The following is a 17,058-nucleotide window of genomic DNA, read 5'->3' on the forward strand; positions in this document are numbered from 1 at the left end:
GGCCCGCGGGCCCGGCGGGCCCGCGGCCACGGATTCAGCGGACGCGCCCCCGGGGCTTGAGCGGGACGGGCGGGACCTCGGGCGCCGGGATCGGAGGGCCGTCGTAGCCCTTCACCTCGCCGTAGCGGGTGCCGCCCATCCACTGCGCCCGGGCCTCCCGGATCTCCTCGTCGCTGCGCGCCACGAAGTTCCACCACATGACGATCTCCTCCTCGAACGGCTCGCCGCCGAGCAGCATCAGGCTCGCGTCCGAGGCGGCCCGCACGGGGAGTTCGGTGCGCCCGCAGCCGAGGTAGAGCATCGATCCGGGCAGCACCGGTACGCCGTCCACCACCGCCTCGCCCGCCATCGACAGCACGGCGTACTCGAAGTCGCGGTCCAGCGGCAGCCGTGCCTCGGTGCCGGCGGCGAGGGTGATGTCGGCGCCCACGAGGGGGCTGTACGTCGTGCCGGGCGAGGTCGCGGTGTCGAGGGTGCCCATGATCACCGTGGCGGACAGCCCCGGGGCGGTGACCTGCGGCAGCTCGCCGTGGTGCTCGAAGTGCGGATCCACCCGGCGGTGCTCGTCCGGGAGGGCCACCCACAGCTGGGCGCCGTGCAGGAAGCGGGCGTGCGGGCGGGGGCTCTCCTCGGAGTGGCTGATGCCGTGCCCCGAGGTCATCAGACCCAGCTCGCGGACCCCGACGGTCTGCAGACTGCCCACGCTGTCGCGGTGCAGGACCTCGCCCTGGTGCAGCCAGCTGACCGTCTGCAGACCCTGGTGGGGGTGCGGGGCCACCTGCATGCCGGGCTCGTCGGCGATGTCGTCCGGACCGTAGTGATCGACGAAGCACCAGGCTCCGACCATCCGGCGGCCCAGGTTCGGCAGCAGCCTGCGCACTTCGGTGCCCGCGCCGAGGGTCACCCGGCGGGGGCTGAGGAGTTCACGGACCGGTTCGGCGACGACGAAGCCGCGCCCGCCGCAGACGGACAGCGCGGGCTGGCGCTCGAGATTGCTCATGGGCACAACCTAGCGCCGCGTCAGGCAACGTTCGCCCCGTCGCGACGTCCGGCTCCTTTCCGGGCAAACATTGCCCGACGCGGCGCCGGCGCCGCGTCGGCGGCCCTGTTCCACGGAATGTCCGGCGGTATACGCGTGTTGCAGCCACCGGAACGCCGCGATCCGATCACACCGAACGGACCGGCAGAGCCGGGAGGACCCGATGAGCACGCCGACGAACACCCCGCCGACCGACCCGACCGCCTCCGCGCCCGAGGCGTACTACGAGCACGGCACGGCGGCCGAGCGCTGGACGCGCGCCGGGCTGTTCTTCGACGCCAAGGAGTACGTCCCGGCCGCCCGCGTGCTGGAGACCCTGGCCGCCGAGGCCCCCGAGCAGCTGGCCCCCCGGCTGCTGCTGGCCCGCGCCTACTACCACTCCGCCCGGCTCTCCCACGCCGAGCGCGAGCTGCGCGCCGTCCTGGAGCGCTGGCCGGTGGAGGACTACGCCCGGCTGCTGCTCGGGCGCACCCTGGAGCGGCAGGGCCGGGCGGCCGAGGCGGCCCCGCACCTGCGCCTCGCCGCCGCGATGGCCGGTGATTTCCCGCAGGCATGAGCGGCGCGGCGGGGCCTTCGGCGATCCGCGGCGGGCCGTACGGGCGGCTCCGGCCCCGCCGCGTGCGGGAGCGGGCCGCGCACTCGGTTAGCCTGGGTCGTATATGAACCGTCTCACCACGCCTTTCGGCTCCCACGAGCTCACCCGCTTCCCCGAAGACTCCCGCGACATGCTCCGCGCATGGGACGCCGCCGACGAGTACCTGCTGCGGCACCTCGCCGCCGGTACCGGCGACCGCCCGCCGGTGGAGCTGGACGGGCAGATCACCGTGCTCGGGGACCGCTGGGGGGCGCTGGTGACGGCGCTGGCCGCGCACCGGCCCGTACAGATCACGGACTCCTCGCTCACCCGCGAGGCGACCCGCGCCAATCTGGCCCGCGCCGGGACGGACGGCGCCGCCGTCCACCTGCTGACCACCCAGGACGCCCCGCCGGAGCGGATCGACGTCCTGCTCGTACGGGTCCCCAAGAGCCTCGCGCTGCTGGAGGACCAGCTGCACCGGCTGGCCCCGCACCTGCACGCGGACACCGTGGTCGTCGGCACCGGCATGGTCAAGGACATCCACACCTCCACGCTGCGGCTCTTCGAGCGGATCATCGGCCCGACCCGGACCTCCCTCGCGGAGAAGAAGGCGCGGCTGATCTTCGCCACGCCCGGACCGCAGGTGGGCCGCGAGGCCGCCGCGCCGGGCCCCTGGCCGCTGACGTACACCCTGGACGAGGACTCGGGCGCGGGCTCCGGGCTCACCGCGGTCAACCACGCCGGGGTCTTCTGCGCGGACCGCCTCGACATCGGGACCCGGTTCCTGCTCCAGCACCTGCCCGCCCGCACCGGCGCCGCCCGGATCGTGGACCTGGGCTGCGGCAACGGCGTGGTGGGCACGGCGGCCGCGCTCGCCGACCCCGACGCCGAAGTGATCTTCACGGACGAGTCGTACCAGGCGGTGGCCTCGGCGGAGGCGACCTACCGGGCCAACGTCCCGGGCGACGACCGCAAGGCCGAGTTCCTGGTCGGCGACGGGCTGGCCGGGGTCCCCGACGGCACCGTGGACCTGGTCCTGAACAACCCGCCGTTCCACTCGCACCAGGCGACCACCGAGGCCACCGCGATGCGGATGTTCGCCCAGGCCCGCCAGGCGCTGCGGCCCGGCGGTGAGCTCTGGGTCGTCGGCAACCGCCACCTCGGCTACCACGTCCGGCTGCGCCGGCTCTTCGGGAACAGCCAACTCGTCGCGAGCGACCCGAAGTTCGTGGTCCTGCGCGCGGTCAAGCAGGCTCCGGCGGCCAAGGACCGGCCCGCCGGGGAGTGACCCGCCGGTACGCTCCGGGGACGTCGGCGCCGCGTCCTAGACTCGGCGGGTGAGCAGCAGCCGGGTCGGGACGACCCCATCGGCGGGTGAGGGCGCACCGCACCGCGAGAGCGGTCACCCGGTGCGCTACCGCCGGGAGGAAGTCGCCCTCGCGGCGGGCGTGAAGGTGCGCAACCTGCGCTACTACCAGGAACGCGGTCTGCTCCCGCCGCCGGTGCGCGAGGGCCGGATCGCCTGGTACTCCGACGACCACCTCGCGCGGCTGCGGCTGATCAGCGACCTGCTGGGTCGGGGCTACACGGTCAACGGCATCGCGGAGCTGCTGCGCGCCTGGGAAGAGGGCGGCGGGATCGGCCGACTCCTGGGCCTGGAGCGGGAGATGACCCGGGGCTGGGTGCGCGAGGACCCGGTCACGATGACGGTGGCCGAGCTGCGCGCGCTGTTCGGCCCGGCGGCCACCCCGCAGGACACCCGGCGCGCGGCGGCCCTGCGGTACGTCACGATCGACGGCGACACGGTGACCTTCCCGAGCCGCGGGCTGCTGGAGGCGACCGTCACGCTGGTGCGCCAGGGGGTGCCGCTGACGGCGATCCTGGACGCGGGGGACTTCGTACAGACTCAGGCCGCGGCGCTCGCGGACCGGTTCGTGGGCCTGTTCCGATTGCATGTGATCGGTCCCGACGGGTTGGAGCACCTTTCGGCCACCCAGGTCCAGCACATCACGGACGCGGTGGCGGCCCTGCGTCCGGTGGCGGGCGAGGTCGTGGCCGCAGAGTTCGCCCGCGCGATGGCCCGTCGCGTGAAGGCCGAGGTCGCCGAAATGCTCCGTACGCAGCGGTAGGAGTAGGCCGAAAGCGGGCGTTCCCGCAACCTTGCCAACCACCATTGGCACTCTTACATTCAACTCGTCGGTAACAACGGTGCACAGCCGATATACAGGGGACATCCGGTGGAAGCTTCCCAGAACGATTCCCAGCACTTACCTGACAACGCTGTCAACAGCGCTGACGGCCGGGTCAGATGGCGGCGCTTCGCCGTGCTGACCCTCCCGGCGGTGGCGGTCACGGCGGGCCTCGGGATCGCTCTCGCGCAGGGCGCGCTCGCCGCCTCCTTCGCCGTGTCGGGCCAGCAGTTCAAGGTCTCGGCCAAGAGCCTGGAGGGCGAGGGCTTCGCCCAGTACGGCAGCGTCGACGTCAATGCCCGTAACGAGCTCATCCCGGTGGCGGTCACCGCCATCAAGGAGGCCAAGCTCCACAGCCTCTGCCAGTCGGTGGTCACCACGCTCCCGCTGATCGGCGACATCTCGCTCAACCTCACCGCGGGCCAGAAGGATCCGGTCGAGGCCAGCAACCTCTTCGTGGACGCGACCCAGCTGTCCGGCGACGCGGTCTTCAGCAACATCGAGATCGGCCGGGACGCCTCCACCCTGGACAAGGGGCCGACGGAGGCGGTGGGCATGCAGGACCTCTTCGCCCAGCAGGCCGACTCCGTCGCCATCAGCGATCTGCACCAGACGGCGTGGGCGACCAACGCCGGCACCTTCAAGCTGTCCGGGCTGAACATGAGCATCAGCAAGGGCAAGAAAGAATGCTTCTGACCCGCGGCGGCGAGGCGCGGCGGACCGGGGAACCGTCCGGCGGCGGCCGGACACCCGGCAGGTTCCGCCGATGGAGGCGGAGCAGACCCTTCTGGGGCGGGTTCTTCGCCCTCCTCGCCGGAGCCGAGATCTGCGCGCTGCCGCTGGCACCGCTGAAGATCATGCTCCAGCAGGGCGTGGCGGGCATTCCGTCCGTCCTGATGGGAATCGTCATGATCGTGATGGGGCTCTCCGCCTGGTTCTCCCCTCAGCACCGCACCCTGGCGGGGATCCTCACGACGCTCATCGCCACCGCCGCGCTGGTCCTGTCGAACCTCGGCGGGTTCCTGATCGGCACCCTGCTCGGCATTCTCGGCGGCGGTCTGATGTTCGCCTGGCAGCCCTCCGCCGCGCCGCGCCGTACGTCCGCCACGCCCCCCACGCACACCCCTCCTCCCCCTTCTCCTGCGCCTCCCACGCAGGACACCGATCCCCAAGGAGCGCCGTCATGACCCGTACGCGCACCCGCACCGCCCTCGCCCTGGCCGCCGGTCTCGCGGCCGCCGGGGCCCTGACCCTGGGCTCCGTCCCCGCGACGGCGAGCCCCTTACCCCTGGCGGGCTCGACCACCGTCTCGCCCGCCGGTCACGCGTTCAAGGCCACCCTCAGCGGCAAGGCCACCCTCAAGGCCGGTTCGGTCACCGTGACCTGCTCGGTCTCCGTCTCCACAGGTACGGTCCCGGCCGCGCCCGGCAACCACAACGCGGCCGGGCCCGTCTCCTCGCCCATCTCGCCGCCGACGTACAGCTCCTGTACCTCCAGCATCCCGGGGGTGACGCCCACGGTCACCACCAGCGGGGCGTGGACCGTGTCGATGCAGAACGGCGCGCCGATCACGGCCACGATGACCGTGCCCACCGGCGGTCTGGTCGTGCACACCACCGGGCTCGCGACCTGCACCGTGGTCACCGCCCCGAGCGGCCCGGCCGCGGTCGCGGGCAGCTGGACGAACGGCGCCCCCTCCAGCCTGACCTTCACCAACGCGACCGTGCCGGTCACGGTCACCGGCGGTTTCGGCTGTCCGACCAGCGCGACCAGCTCCACCTTCAACGCCGTGTACAAGGTGACGGACACCACCGACGCGGCGCAGCAGATCACCGTCGGTCCGTGATCTCCTCGCGGTGAACACGGCCCCGCCGTACCCGGTGCGCACCGGGTACGGCGGGGCCTCGCGCGTGGCCGGACGGTTCAGCGGTGGGCCGGGAACTCCACCACCTGCTGGTAGGTCGGCCGGTTCTGCCAGGTGGTCATCGGGTGGGAGAGCCCGCCCACCGGACGCTGGACGATCCCGTCGGCGCACCACTGCTTGCCCGCGGCGCAGGTGCCGTCGGCCGGGTACACGGCGGCCGGGGTCGCGGCGGCCGCCTGCTTCAGGGTGGCGAGCAGGACGTCACGGCAGCCGCTCAGCGTGCCGCCGCCGCAGTAGACGCGGGACGGCGGATCGGCCACCGGCCGCCCGAGGACCATGCGCAGGTCCTCGTCCGCATAGCTCCACCAGCCGTACTGGAACGCGGACCCGGCGTGTGAACCGGTGGGCCCGTGGCCCGCGTTGGGCGCCTCGTCGATGGTCAGCGAGGCCCGCAGGGCGTCGTACAGCGGGGCCCCGAGGCCCGGCTTGAACTCGGCTTCGACCAGCAGCGGCCACCACGCGTCCATGATGCGGATCGCGTCGGCGTTCGCGTAGGTCTGCGAGCCGGGGCTGGTCTCCTTCCGTTCGCTGCCGCTGTCGCGCCACGCGGTCAGTTTCGCCACGGCCGCGGCCGCGGCCGGGTCGGTGACGGCCGCGCTGTTCAGGACGTCGATCAGCTCGGGCAGCAGGTTCTCGCCGCGCAGGTCGGTGACCGCCGCGTCCTCCATGGCCCGGGTGAGCGAGGCGCGGGTGACCCCGCCCGCGGCGACGAGCGGTTTGACCCGGTCGTCCAGGAGGCTGGCGCGGTGCACCGCGCCCATCCCGAAGCCGGCCGCGCCGTATCCCTTGGCCTGCTTGTTGTTCCAGCTGATGTAGTAGTCCTGGCCGATCGACTGCGGGTGCTGGGCGGGCGGGGTGTAGGCCGCCGTGTTCACGGCGGGGTCGAAGCCCTGCCACTCGTAGGCGGCGCGGCCGAAGACCGGGAGGGCGGGGTCGACCCCGGCGGCGCGGACCGGGTTCAGCCCGCTGTTGTAGTACGCGGCCTCGCGGGAGTCGGCGTAGAACCAGTTGAAGGCGTAGCCGATGTGCTGCGCCGCTGCCTGGAAGGCGTGCGCGTCCGTCACGTACGCCGGGTCGTTGAGCATCTGGAAGCCGATCATCGAGTCGGCCTCGTGGCGGTAGGTCGAGCGCAGCGCGGTGTAGGCGACGGGCTTGCCGCCGACGGTCGCGCGGTGCGTGACGATGCCGTAGCCGGTGCGCCACACCCGCATCCGGTAGGAGCCCGCCGCCGTGCCGTCGGCGACGGTCGGGGTCCAGGCGTTGCTGTGCTCCAGCTTCTCCATGGGTGTGCAGACGCCCCGGAAGAGGTAGGAGGTGGAGGCGGTGGTCGGCGTGGCGCCGCCCGGCTCGCACAGCTCGACGGCGAAGGTGTCGGTGATGTCCTGCCCGGCGGAGGTCGCGCTCCAGGCGTAGTCCTGGCCGCGTCCGAGCTGTACGTACATGCTCACGCCCGCGAAGGAGGCGCCGCGCGCGCTCAGCCCGGGGCCCTCCAGCTCCTGGAGCATGAGCAACTGGGGTGCCAGATAGCCGGTTTGGGGGCCGAAGACGGCGACGGGGTGGCCGCTCGCGGTCTTCGCCCCGGAGACGAGCAGTGCGTTGGACATGCTCTGCTTGACCGGCTTGGGCGGTGTGGCCGCGGCCGGAGCGGTCGCGGCGCCCGTGCGGTCGTACACCAGCGGTTCGGCCACGACCGAGCCGGCATCGGGCAGCGCGGTGCCCTGCGGGTTCGCGGGCTTCTGCGCGTACGGGAAGCTCGTCCCGTCATGGACCGTCAGAACGGCCTCGGGGTCCTCGCGTTCGCGGAACGACTCCCAGACCCGGGTGCCCTCCTCCAGCCCGAACTTCTGCTGGGCGGCCAGCAGCGAGACCGCGGCCTGCACCTCGCCGCCGCCCCCGCCGCCGAACAGGCCGCCGACGACGGAGGCGAGGGCGATCAGGTCGGTGAGGGTGAAGGGCCGGATCTCCCCGGCGTTGGTGATCGAGTCGATGTGGCCGGTCAGGACGTACTCGCCGGGGAAGTAGCGGCCGTCCTTGGACTGCTGCCGGTAGGCGTTGACGCCGTCCACATACGCCTGGGCGTCCTCCATCGCCTGGCGGCCGCGGTCTCCCTCGGTGGTGCGGATCCGGTCCACCTGGGCCTGGAGATCGGCCTCGGTGTAGGGGGCCTGGGGCCAGAACTCCTGCTCCAGCCCCTGGTTGGCGAGGGCGCCGCCCGCGAAGGGGGTCAGGTCCCCGCGGCCGACGTGCCGGAAGAGGTCCATCTGCCACAGCCGGTCCTGCGCGGCGGCGAAGCCCGCGCCGTACTCGGTGCCGTAGCGGGTGGTGCCCTTGATGTGGGGGACGCCGGTCTTCTTGTCCCGGGTGATGGTGACGTCGGAGCGCGGGCTGACGGTCGAGGCGACCTGGGCGGCGGGCACGCCGAAGGAGGCGTCGTTGAAGAAGTCGTTGATCTTGGCGTCGGTGAGTCCCTGGTACCCGCCCGCGAGCGAGGCGTAGCGCGCCAGTTGGTCCGAGGTGTGCTCGGGCAGGGTGCCGAAGGCCTTGTGGAGCAGGATCTGGGCCAGGGTGGCGTTGCCGCTCTGGCCGGGCGGAAGGATGTCGGAGCACTGGCCGCCGCAGTAGTCCGCGACGGGGAGCGGGACGGGGTCGGCGGCGGCCGCGGCGGAAGCCGCGGCGAGCGGGGAGAACAGGGCGGCGCCGAGGGCGATGAGTCCTGCGGCGACAGCGGTCCGGAGCCGTGCGGTGGGGTGTCTCATACGTGCTCCTCCATGGGGGGCAGGAACGCTTCCCGCGGAGGGTACTGGCGGGAACTACCGCGCAGTAAGATGAAGGAGCGTCACTTTTCGGCGTCGCGAGGCCGGTTCGAGGACGGCCACCGGCCGCGGACGCCGCGCGGCCCGGAAAACCGGTTGCCGGGCCCGGAGCGCTGGGCGAGGCTGCGTTCATGTCCGAGAACGCAGTGCAGCACCCTCCCGCCCCCCGCACCCGTACCGAGCGGGACCCGGTGGCGGACCTGTTCTTCCCCACGGGTCGCCTCAAGGCCGTCCCGCGCAAGCCCGCCCGCCGCGATCAGCTCCTGCGGCACCTCGCCGGGAGGCTGTTCACCCCGGACCGCGCGTACACCGAGTCCGAGGTGAACGAGGCGCTGCGCTCCGTGCACGACGACACCGCCGCGCTGCGGCGCTACCTGATCATCGCGGGCCTGCTGACCCGCACCCGCGACGGCGCCAGCTACCGGCTGGGAACGGCCGCCGGGTAGTACCCCGCGACCACGGCCCGCACCTCGTCGAGCAGCGCGGGCCCGTACTGCGGCACGGGCGGGCGGCCGCTTCCCGGCCTGATGTCCAGGAGCTGCTCGCCGGAGAGCGCGAACACCACCCGTCGCAGCCCGGCCTGCTGGATCACCGCCGCGCACATGCCGCACGGCTCGCAGCTCGTGTACAGCGTGGTGCCCGCCGCCGTGGCCGCGTCCAGTTCCCGCGCGGCCCACCGCGCCAGCTTCAGTTCCGGGTGCGCGGTGATGTCCCCGTCGGTGCGGGCCGTGTTGCGCTCCTCGGCGAACACCGCCCCGTCCGGTCCCGCCAGCAGGGACCCGAAGGGCGGGTCGCCGCGCTCACCCGCCTCCCCCGCGAGCGCGATGGCCCGCCGCAGGAAGGCGTGGTCCTCGGGTGTGGTGGTCATGACTGCTCCGTTCCGGTGCGGGGTGGGTGGAGGGCGTACGCGGCCACCTTCTCCAGTGCCCGCCAGGCCACTTCCGGGTGGCGCGTCTCGTGGGGGTCGCCGCCGTAGGGGTCGAGGACGACCGCTTCCGCGCCCAACCGCCGTATCTCCTCGAGGTCTTCGGCGATCTGGTCGAGGGTTCCCTCTCCGGCGAGCCGGTCCGGCCCGGTGACCGGGGCCGCCGTGAGTCTGAGGGCGATCCTGGGCGCGAGGGCGGGCGCGGGGAGCCCCTGTTGGCGCGCGTACGCCGCCAGCCGGACCGCGGCCTCGCGCAGCCAGGGCAGGGTGGGGCGCAGCGGATGCCAGGCGTCCCCGAGCCGTACGGCCCGGCGCAGCCCCGCGTCGCTGTTGCCGCCGACCCACACCGGGATCCGCCGGTCGCCGTAGGCGGCGGTGTCCGCCCAGGCCGCGCGGATGCCGCGCAGGTGCTCCTCGGTCAGCCGGCCCCGCTGTTCGAAGGGGATCCCGAGGGCGGCGAACTCCTGGCGCGCCCAGCCCACTCCGACCCCGAGGACCAGTCTGCCGCCGCTCAGTTCGTTCACGTTGGCCGCCATCCGGGCGGTGAGCAGCGGGTGACGGTAGGGAGCGATGAGGACCGTCGTGCCGAGCCGCACCCGGGTGGTGAGGGCGGCCAGCCAGGACAGGGTGGTGAAGGGCTCGTAGAAGGGTGCCGGATAGCGCACGGCGACATCGGGCGTGATGGCCACGTGGTCCGACACCATCAGCAGGTCGAAGCCCAGGCCTTCGACGGTCCGGGCCCAGCCGCGCAGGACCCCGGGGTCGGTGCCGGGGCCGAAATTGAGGACGTTGACTCCGATCTTCACACCGTCGAGCCTAACCAGGCACCACGGTCCGCCAGAAGTGACTTCCGCCTGCCCAGGGGGCGTTCGGCCGTTGATCCGCCGGTAATCTGACCCGATGACCGAGACTCTTGACGCGACGGACTGGGCGATCCTGCGGGAGCTCCAAGGAGAGGGCCGGATCCCCTTCGCGGAGCTGGCACGGCGGGTGAATCTGAGCGCGTCCGCGACGAAGGAGCGGGTGCGGCGGCTGGAGGAGGCCGGGGTGATCACGGGCTACCGGGCGGATGTGGACCTGGAGCGCACCGGGTACGGCGTGCTGGCGGTGGTCCGGCTCAAGTACCCGGGCCCCGGGACCCGGCACGAGCCGCTCCGCCGCCTGCTGGCGGAGCGGCCGGAGATCCTGGAGTGCCTGCGCACCACCGGCGACGACTGCTACGTCCTGAAGGTGGCGACCTCCTCCATGGGCCATCTGGAGGCGGTGGTGGACGAGCTGGCCGGCTTCGGGAGCACGACCACCAACCTCGTCCTCAGCCGGCCGCTCCCACTCCGCGGGCCGCGGGCGCCTGAGCGATGACGTGGAGTCACCGCCCGTCTCCTCCGCCGCGTGGGGGAAGGACTCCCCCGGCGGGGGACGGGGCCGCGAAGTCCTGCTGGGTGCCACCTTCGTGGCCGCCCCCGCGCGGACCCCGCGCCGCACCGTCCGCCCTCAGCCCCGGTACGTCTCCAGCAGCCGCAGCCAGATCTCGCTGATCGTCGGGAACGCGGGAACCGCGTGCCACAACCGCGCGATCGGCACCTCCCCGGCCACCGCGATGGTCGCCGCGTGCAGCAGCTCCGCGGTGCCCGGGCCCACGAAGGTGGCACCCAGCAGGACTTCGCGGTCGAGGTCCACGACCATCCGCGCCCGGCCCCGGTACCCGTCGGCGTACAGCCCCGCCCCCGACACCTGCCCCAGGTCGTAGTCGACGGCCCGCACCCGGTGCCCCGCGCGTTCGGCCTCCTCGGCGGTCAGCCCGACCGCCGCCGCCTCCGGGTCGGTGAAGACCACCTGCGGCAGCGCGGCGCTGTCCGCGGTGGCCGCGTACGGGCCCCAGCGCCCCTCGTCGGACTCGCTGACCGGGCCCGCCGCGCGGGCCGCGATGGCCGCTCCAGCGATCCGGGCCTGGTACTTGCCCTGATGGGTGAGCAGCGCCCGGTGGTTGACGTCCCCGACCGCGTACAGCCAGTCGGTTCCGGGCACCCGGCAGCTCTCGTCGACCCGGATCCACCCGCCGGGCTCCAGCCCGGCCGTGTCGAGTCCGATGTCCTCGGTGTGCGGGACCCGGCCCGTCGCCATCAGCAGTTCGTCGCCCTCCAGGGTCTCCCCGCCGCTGAGCACGACCGTGACCGGACCGGTCGAGCCGTCCCGTACGACGGCCTCCACGTCCACTCCCGTACGGACGACCGCGCCCGCCTCCCGCAGCGCCTCCGCGACCATCTCCCCCGCGAACGGCTCCATCCGGGGCAGCAGCCGCGCACCGCGCACGAGCACGGTGACCCGGGAGCCGAGCGCCTGCCACGCGGTCGCCATCTCGGCGGCCACCACCGACCCGCCGACGATCAGCAGCCGCTCCGGCACCCGCCGGGCCGAGGTCGCCTCGCGGCTGGTCCACGGCCGCGCCCCGGCCAGCCCCGGCAGATCGGGCAGCAACGCCCGGGTCCCGGTGGCCACGACCACGGCGTGGCGGGCCGCGAGCACCGTGTGCTCCCCCTCGGGACTGCTGACCGCGACCTTCCGGATGCCGTACAGGCGGCCGTGCCCCCGGTAGAGCTCGGCGCCGATGGACCGCAGCCAGTCGGCCCCGCCGTCGTCCTTCCAGTCACTCGTCCAGTAGTCCCGGTGCGCGAACACGGCCGCCGTGTCCAACGGCCCCCGCACGGCGGCGGCCAGCCCCGGCACCTTGCGCGCGTCCGCGCGCGCGAGGGCCGGCCGCAGCAGCGCCTTGCTGGGCACGCAGGCCCAGTACGAGCACTCCCCGCCGACGAGTTCTCTCTCCACCACCGCCACGCTCAACCCGGCCGCCCGCACCCGGTCGACGACGTTCTCGCCCGCCGGTCCACCGCCCAGCACCACGACGTCGTATTCCACCGATTCAGTCATACGGGCCAGTCTCGCGGCAGCACGGGGCCCGCGTGGCGCAATCGCGCCGTCGCGGCGTGCCGGGACCGGGCCGGGCCCGCGCGCCCGCGGCCCGGCCCCCTGCCGTCACACCTCTTCGGTGGGGCCCCCGGCCGGACCCGAGCCCTCCGTCTTGGCCTTCTCCTCGGCGATCTTCGCGCGGACCTCGTCCATGTCCAGGGCGCGGGCCTGCCCGATGACGTCCTCCAGCATGACCTCGGGCAGGGCGCCGGGCTGGGCGAAGATGGCCACCTGGTCCCGGATGATCATCAGGGTCGGGATCGAGCGGATGTCGAAGGCCGCGGCCAGTTCCTGCTGCGCCTCCGTGTCCACCTTCGCGAAGACCAGGTCGGAGTGGGTCTGCGACGCCCTCTCGTAGACCGGGGCGAACTGACGGCAGGGACCGCACCACGAGGCCCAGAAGTCGATCAGCACGAACTCGTTCTCGCTGACCGTCCGGTCGAAGTTCTCCTTGGTGAGTTCGACTGTAGCCACGGTTTCCAGACCTCCGTATATCGCGCTTCCTGTCCCTGGAACGAACGGAGCGCGCCCGGCATTCCGCGACCGCACCACCGGCTCGGCGGGAAGGTCAGAACGGGTGACCGGCCGGGGTGCGGCGGACCGTGGTCCAGCGGAGTTCCGTGAAGGCGTCGAGGTTCGCCTCGCCGCCGAACCGGGCCCCGTTGCCGGAGGCCCCCACCCCGCCGAACGGGGCGACCGCCTCGTCGTTCACCGTCTGGTCGTTGACGTGCACGATCCCGGTCGGTATCCGGTCCGCCAGCTCCAGCCCGCGCGCCGCGTCACGGGTGACGATGCCGAGCGAGAGGCCGTACGGGCCCGCCGAGGCCAGGGCGACCGCCTCCTCCTCCGAGGCGAAGGACCGTACGGGCGCCACCGGGCCGAAGACCTCCTCCGCGTAGGCGGGGGTGTCGTCGGCGACGCCCGCGAGCACCGTCGGCCGGTAGAAGAGGTCCCGGTGGGTGCCGCCCGCGATCAGCTTGGCGCCCCGCGCGGTGCTGGCCTCCACCAGCGCGTGCACCCGCTCCAGCTGGGCGCGGTCGATGAGCGGGCCCAGGTGCACCTGTTCGCGGTACGGGTCCCCCACCGCCAGCGCCTCGGCCCTGACCGCGAGCCGCTCGACGTACTCGTCGTACAGGGAAGCGTGCACCAGGTGGCGGCCCGCCGTCATGCAGATCTGCCCCTGGTGGAAGAAGGACCCCCAGGACGCCTGGGCCACGGCGGCCTCGACATCGGCGTCGGCGAGCACGACCAGCGCGGAGTTGCCGCCCAGCTCCAGGTGCGCGCGCTTGAGGTGCCGGCCCGCCAGTTCGCCGACGACCCGGCCGCTGGCGGTCGATCCGGTGAACGAGACGACGCTCACCAGGGGTTCGGTCACCACCGCCGCCCCGGTGTCCGCGTCTCCGGGCAGCACGTGCAGCAGCCCGGCCGGCAGCCCGGCGGCGGCGAGGACGGCGGCGAGCACGAGGCCCCCGCACACGGCGGTGCGCCGGTCCGGCTTGAGCAGCACGGCGTTGCCGAGCGCGAGCGCGGGCGCGACCGAGCGGATCGCGAGGATCAGCGGGGCGTTGAAGGGGGCGATCACGCCGACGACCCCGGCCGGGGAGCGCCGGGTGTACGAGAGCCGGGGCGCCTCGGTCGCCAGCACCTGCCCGGTCGGGCGGGAGGCCAGCGCGGCGGCCTCGTAGCACTCCTGGGCCGCGACGTGCAGCTCGAAGTCCGCCTTGCCGGGGATCGAACCGGATTCGCGGATCAGCCAGCCGCGCAGCTCCTCGGAGTGGGCCGCGAACAGGTCCCCGGCGCGGCGGAGCACCGCGGCGCGCTCCAGGTGGGTGGAGCGCGCCCAGTCCCGCTGCGCGGCCCGGGCCCGTACGGCGGCCTCGGCGACGTCGGGGGCCGAGGCCAGGTCGAGGGTGGCGAGGGTGCGGCCGGTCGCCGGTTCGACGACGGGCGCCGTACCCCCCGTCAGAGTCGGTCCGTCCTGCCAGAACTGCGGGTCGAGGAGCGGCATGGCGCGAGGCCTCCGGGGTGAGGACGGAGCGAGTGGGGTGGGGGGCGGCACGCGTCATCGTGCCAGAACGGACTCACCAATTCTGTTCACTTATTGGGCAGTTGCCAGGGTCACCTGTCCGGAATCCATCGACCGCGCCCGGCCGCGGCGGCGCCCGGCGGCCCGGCGGCGCCGGCCGGGGCCCCGCGCCGGCCCGTCAGCGCTCCAGCACGAGGGCGATGCCCTGGCCCACCCCGATGCAGAGCGCGGCCATTCCCGTCCCGGAACCGGCCGCCGCCAGCTGGTGGGCGACCGAGCCCGCGAGCCGGGCCCCGGACGCGCCGAGCGGGTGGCCGAGGGCGATGGCGCCGCCGCGCGGGTTGACCACGGCGCGGTCCAGTTCGGGCCAGGCCTCCAGACAGCCCAACGCCTGGGCGGCGAACGCCTCGTTCAGCTCCAGGGTGGTGAGGTCGGCGAAGCCGCGGGCCGCCTTCTCCAGGGCCCGGCGGACCGCCTCGACCGGTCCCAGCCCGAAGAGCTGCGGCTCGATCCCGGTGACCGCCGAGGCCCGGATCCGGGCGAGCGGCTCGCGCCCCGTGACCGCGAGTCCCGCCTCGTCGGTGAGCAGCAGGGCGGCGGCCCCGTCGTTGAGCGGGGAGGCGTTGCCCGCCGTGACCGTGCCCCGGCCGTCGGTGCGGAAGGCGGGCTTCAGCCGGGCGAGCGCCTCGATGGTGGAGCCCTCCCGGATGCACTCGTCGCGCAGCAGGTCGACACCGGGGTACGGGACGACCTCGGCGTCGTACTCCCCCGCGGCCCAGGCGGCCGCGGCCTTGCGGTGGCTCTCCAGGGCGAAGGCGTCCTGGTCCTCGCGGGTGAGCGCGTACTTGTCCGCGACCAGTTCCGCGCCTTCGCCGAGCGAGCCGGTCCACTCCTCGGGCATCGCGGGGTTGGTCATCCGCCAGCCCAGGGTGGTGGACCAGAGCTGCTGGTGGGCGGCGGGGAAGGCCCGCTCGGGCTTCTGCACCACCCAGGGGGCGCGGGTCATGGATTCGACGCCGCCCGCGATCGCCACGGAGGCGTCGCCGAGGGCGATGGCCCGGGCGGCCTGGATGACGGCCTCCAGGCCGGATCCGCAGAGCCTGTTGACGGTGACGCCGGGGACCGTGACCGGCAGCCCGGCGAGCAGCACCGCCATGCGGGCCACGTCACGGTTGTCCTCACCGGCACCGTTCGCGTCGCCGAAGACCACGTCGTCGATCCGCGCGGGGTCGAGCGCGGGCGTACGGTCCACCAGGGCGCGGACCACGTGCGCGGCCAGGTCGTCCGGGCGGACCCCGGCGTAGGCACCGCCGAACTTGCCGATCGGGGTACGGACGGCGTCGACGATGTAGACGTCGCGGATGCGCATGCGGGGTCTCCTGGGCAGATCCGTGCGGGCGCGCCGGTGGGCGCGCCCGCAGTCTCCGTCCCGGGCTCGCGGCCTGTCAACGCCTCCCCGGCACCGCGGGCGGACCCGGCCGCCGGTAGGCCGCCGGGGCGCCGCCCTCAGGTGGACTCGCGGGGGACGGCCAGCGCGGCCATGAGGTCGTGGCGGGCCGGGGCCTCGGAGGGTTCCCGGACCACCCGGTCCACCAGGGAGGCCAGATGATCTCCGGTGGGCATCTCGATCCGCACCGTGCTCAGGCGCGGCCGCAGCAGGCGGCCGATCAGCAGGTCGTCGGCGCCGATGACGGCCACGTCCGCGGGGACGCGCAGCCCGGCGTCCTGCAGGGCGCGCATGAGGAGCATCGCGTACTCGTCGTTGTAGGCGAAGACCGCGTCGAGCCCGAGCCCCGGCCACCGGTCCGCGAGAACGCGGGCCGACTCCTCGGTGTAGGCCATCGGCAGTGCCTCGATCCCGGCCGCCCCGCCGGCCGCCGCCCGGGCGCCCGCGAGGCGCGGGGCGGAGAACAGCTCCATGCCCGCCTCCTCGGGGACGATCACGCCGATCCGGCGGTGGCCGCGCTCGACGAGGTGGGCGACGGCCCGGGAACCGACCTCGGCCTGGTCCATGACGAACGCGTGGGCCCCGGCGACGCCGACCGGCCCGAGGGTGATCACCGCGCGGGCGCCGGCCCGCTTGAGGGTCTCGACGTTGTGGGCGCTCAGCGTGATCTCGCCGAGGGAGATCACCGCGACGGGCCGCAGCTCGGCCCAGGCGCGGGCGGCCTGGTCCCCGGTGAGGCCGAGGCTGCCGTACTGGACCACCGTGTAGTCCAGGCGGCGCAGCGCCCACTGGAGTTCGTTGAGGAACGCGCTGTACAGCGGCCCGGCCGGCACGTGCGAGGTGGGGAGCAGCACGATGCGGGTGTGCCCGGCGCGCAGGCTGCGGGCGGCCGCGTGCGGGACGTACCCCAGCTCCTCGGCGGCCTCGCGGACCTTGCGGCGGGTCGGCTCGCTGATGCGCACGGCTTCGGCGTTGTTCAGGACGTACGAGACCGTGGCGCGCGAGACGCCCGCGAGACGGGCCACGTCGGCACTGGTGGGCACGGGCGGCGCGGGCGCCGGGGACGGCGTCGGTCGTCTGGGCGATTTCGGTGACTGAGACATTGCCGTGGCATCTTTCCAGAACGGTTGTGCCCGGGGTCTGGCGGATGGCCG

At 73.8% G+C, this 17,058-nt stretch carries 17 protein-coding genes; 8 read left to right on the top strand and 9 right to left on the bottom strand.

What is annotated here, in order from left to right; genetic code table 11:
- Positions 1 to 34 precede the first annotated feature (34 nt).
- Positions 35 to 1,000: a pirin family protein gene (locus tag ABT084_RS24525; protein ID WP_351047693.1), complete on the bottom strand. Its 966-nt coding sequence runs from the start codon at positions 998 to 1,000 to the stop codon at positions 35 to 37.
- 202 nt (positions 1,001 to 1,202) lie between these two features.
- On the opposite strand from ABT084_RS24525, the gene ABT084_RS24530 reads away from it, so the two are divergent.
- The 6 genes from ABT084_RS24530 (at position 1,203) to ABT084_RS24555 (ending at position 5,651) form a co-directional block, all read left to right on the top strand.
- Complete coding sequence (locus ABT084_RS24530) at positions 1,203 to 1,595, top strand: tetratricopeptide repeat protein (protein ID WP_351047696.1); 393 nt, start codon at positions 1,203 to 1,205, stop codon at positions 1,593 to 1,595.
- A 103-nt stretch (positions 1,596 to 1,698) separates the two neighbouring features.
- Positions 1,699 to 2,904, top strand: coding sequence for a methyltransferase (locus ABT084_RS24535; protein ID WP_351047698.1), 1,206 nt, complete (start codon positions 1,699 to 1,701; stop codon positions 2,902 to 2,904).
- A 49-nt stretch (positions 2,905 to 2,953) separates the two neighbouring features.
- A complete protein-coding gene (locus tag ABT084_RS24540; protein WP_351047701.1) occupies positions 2,954 to 3,745 on the top strand; it encodes a MerR family transcriptional regulator in 792 nt (263 codons plus the stop codon).
- Positions 3,746 to 3,943: 198 nt separating this feature from the next.
- Positions 3,944 to 4,501 carry a DUF6230 family protein gene (locus ABT084_RS24545; RefSeq protein ID WP_351047827.1) on the top strand — a complete coding sequence of 186 codons (558 nt, stop codon included), beginning with the start codon at positions 3,944 to 3,946 and terminating at the stop codon, positions 4,499 to 4,501.
- A complete protein-coding gene (locus tag ABT084_RS24550) occupies positions 4,492 to 4,992 on the top strand; it encodes a DUF6114 domain-containing protein (protein ID WP_351047704.1) in 501 nt (166 codons plus the stop codon). The genes ABT084_RS24545 and ABT084_RS24550 overlap by 10 nt, the downstream gene beginning before the upstream one ends.
- A complete protein-coding gene (locus ABT084_RS24555; protein WP_351047706.1) occupies positions 4,989 to 5,651 on the top strand; it encodes a hypothetical protein in 663 nt (220 codons plus the stop codon). The genes ABT084_RS24550 and ABT084_RS24555 overlap by 4 nt, the downstream gene beginning before the upstream one ends.
- Positions 5,652 to 5,728: 77 nt before the next feature.
- Here ABT084_RS24555 and ABT084_RS24560 read toward each other — a convergent pair whose 3' ends face one another.
- Positions 5,729 to 8,485: a penicillin acylase family protein gene (locus ABT084_RS24560; RefSeq protein WP_351047709.1), complete on the bottom strand. Its 2,757-nt coding sequence runs from the start codon at positions 8,483 to 8,485 to the stop codon at positions 5,729 to 5,731.
- A gap of 188 nt (positions 8,486 to 8,673) precedes the next feature.
- On the opposite strand from ABT084_RS24560, the gene ABT084_RS24565 reads away from it, so the two are divergent.
- Positions 8,674 to 8,988 carry a DUF2087 domain-containing protein gene (locus tag ABT084_RS24565; protein ID WP_351047712.1) on the top strand — a complete coding sequence of 105 codons (315 nt, stop codon included), beginning with the start codon at positions 8,674 to 8,676 and terminating at the stop codon, positions 8,986 to 8,988.
- Here the strand turns inward: ABT084_RS24565 and ABT084_RS24570 are convergent.
- Together ABT084_RS24570 and ABT084_RS24575 are read right to left on the bottom strand one after the other, a co-directional pair.
- Positions 8,961 to 9,410 (bottom strand): nucleoside deaminase, encoded by a 450-nt coding sequence (locus ABT084_RS24570; protein ID WP_351047714.1) that lies wholly within the window; start codon positions 9,408 to 9,410, stop codon positions 8,961 to 8,963. The genes ABT084_RS24565 and ABT084_RS24570 overlap by 28 nt on opposite strands.
- Positions 9,407 to 10,273 carry an LLM class flavin-dependent oxidoreductase gene (locus ABT084_RS24575; protein ID WP_351047716.1) on the bottom strand — a complete coding sequence of 289 codons (867 nt, stop codon included), beginning with the start codon at positions 10,271 to 10,273 and terminating at the stop codon, positions 9,407 to 9,409. The genes ABT084_RS24570 and ABT084_RS24575 overlap by 4 nt, the downstream gene beginning before the upstream one ends.
- 94 nt (positions 10,274 to 10,367) lie before the next feature.
- Here ABT084_RS24575 and ABT084_RS24580 point away from each other — a divergent pair, with 94 nt between their 5' ends.
- Entirely contained in the window at positions 10,368 to 10,826 is a 459-nt protein-coding gene (locus tag ABT084_RS24580; protein WP_351047719.1) for an Lrp/AsnC family transcriptional regulator, read from the top strand.
- A gap of 132 nt (positions 10,827 to 10,958) precedes the next feature.
- Here ABT084_RS24580 and ABT084_RS24585 read toward each other — a convergent pair whose 3' ends face one another.
- From ABT084_RS24585 to ABT084_RS24605, 5 genes are all read right to left on the bottom strand, one after another.
- Positions 10,959 to 12,392: a dihydrolipoyl dehydrogenase family protein gene (locus tag ABT084_RS24585; RefSeq protein ID WP_351047722.1), complete on the bottom strand. Its 1,434-nt coding sequence runs from the start codon at positions 12,390 to 12,392 to the stop codon at positions 10,959 to 10,961.
- A 105-nt stretch (positions 12,393 to 12,497) separates the two neighbouring features.
- Positions 12,498 to 12,905, bottom strand: coding sequence for a thioredoxin (gene trxA, locus ABT084_RS24590; protein ID WP_351047724.1), 408 nt, complete (start codon positions 12,903 to 12,905; stop codon positions 12,498 to 12,500).
- A 94-nt stretch (positions 12,906 to 12,999) separates the two neighbouring features.
- Entirely contained in the window at positions 13,000 to 14,439 is a 1,440-nt protein-coding gene (locus tag ABT084_RS24595) for an aldehyde dehydrogenase family protein (protein ID WP_351047726.1), read from the bottom strand.
- Between the two features lie 196 nt (positions 14,440 to 14,635).
- Positions 14,636 to 15,826, bottom strand: a complete 1,191-nt coding sequence (locus tag ABT084_RS24600; RefSeq protein ID WP_351047729.1) for a thiolase family protein — start codon at positions 15,824 to 15,826, stop codon at positions 14,636 to 14,638.
- Positions 15,827 to 15,963: 137 nt separating this feature from the next.
- Complete coding sequence (locus ABT084_RS24605) at positions 15,964 to 17,007, bottom strand: LacI family DNA-binding transcriptional regulator (protein WP_351047732.1); 1,044 nt, start codon at positions 17,005 to 17,007, stop codon at positions 15,964 to 15,966.
- Positions 17,008 to 17,058 lie beyond the last annotated feature (51 nt).

Origin of the sequence: Streptomyces sp. NPDC002138 (assembly GCF_040296485.1) — a bacterium.
Classification (GTDB): domain Bacteria; phylum Actinomycetota; class Actinomycetes; order Streptomycetales; family Streptomycetaceae; genus Streptomyces.

What these genes read in the sequence shown, in the direction of transcription:
- ABT084_RS24605 (WP_351047732.1), bottom strand. Translation starts at nt 17,007, where the DNA reads ATGTCTCAGTCACCGAAATCGCCCAGACGACCGACGCCGTCCCCGGCG.
- ABT084_RS24600 (WP_351047729.1), bottom strand. Translation starts at nt 15,826, where the DNA reads ATGCGCATCCGCGACGTCTACATCGTCGACGCCGTCCGTACCCCGATC.
- ABT084_RS24570 (WP_351047714.1), bottom strand. Translation starts at nt 9,410, where the DNA reads ATGACCACCACACCCGAGGACCACGCCTTCCTGCGGCGGGCCATCGCG.
- ABT084_RS24530 (WP_351047696.1), top strand. Translation starts at nt 1,203, where the DNA reads ATGAGCACGCCGACGAACACCCCGCCGACCGACCCGACCGCCTCCGCG.
- ABT084_RS24550 (WP_351047704.1), top strand. Translation starts at nt 4,492, where the DNA reads ATGCTTCTGACCCGCGGCGGCGAGGCGCGGCGGACCGGGGAACCGTCC.
- ABT084_RS24525 (WP_351047693.1), bottom strand. Translation starts at nt 1,000, where the DNA reads ATGAGCAATCTCGAGCGCCAGCCCGCGCTGTCCGTCTGCGGCGGGCGC.
- ABT084_RS24565 (WP_351047712.1), top strand. Translation starts at nt 8,674, where the DNA reads ATGTCCGAGAACGCAGTGCAGCACCCTCCCGCCCCCCGCACCCGTACC.
- ABT084_RS24595 (WP_351047726.1), bottom strand. Translation starts at nt 14,439, where the DNA reads ATGCCGCTCCTCGACCCGCAGTTCTGGCAGGACGGACCGACTCTGACG.
- ABT084_RS24585 (WP_351047722.1), bottom strand. Translation starts at nt 12,392, where the DNA reads ATGACTGAATCGGTGGAATACGACGTCGTGGTGCTGGGCGGTGGACCG.
- ABT084_RS24535 (WP_351047698.1), top strand. Translation starts at nt 1,699, where the DNA reads ATGAACCGTCTCACCACGCCTTTCGGCTCCCACGAGCTCACCCGCTTC.
- ABT084_RS24580 (WP_351047719.1), top strand. Translation starts at nt 10,368, where the DNA reads ATGACCGAGACTCTTGACGCGACGGACTGGGCGATCCTGCGGGAGCTC.
- ABT084_RS24555 (WP_351047706.1), top strand. Translation starts at nt 4,989, where the DNA reads ATGACCCGTACGCGCACCCGCACCGCCCTCGCCCTGGCCGCCGGTCTC.
- ABT084_RS24560 (WP_351047709.1), bottom strand. Translation starts at nt 8,485, where the DNA reads ATGAGACACCCCACCGCACGGCTCCGGACCGCTGTCGCCGCAGGACTC.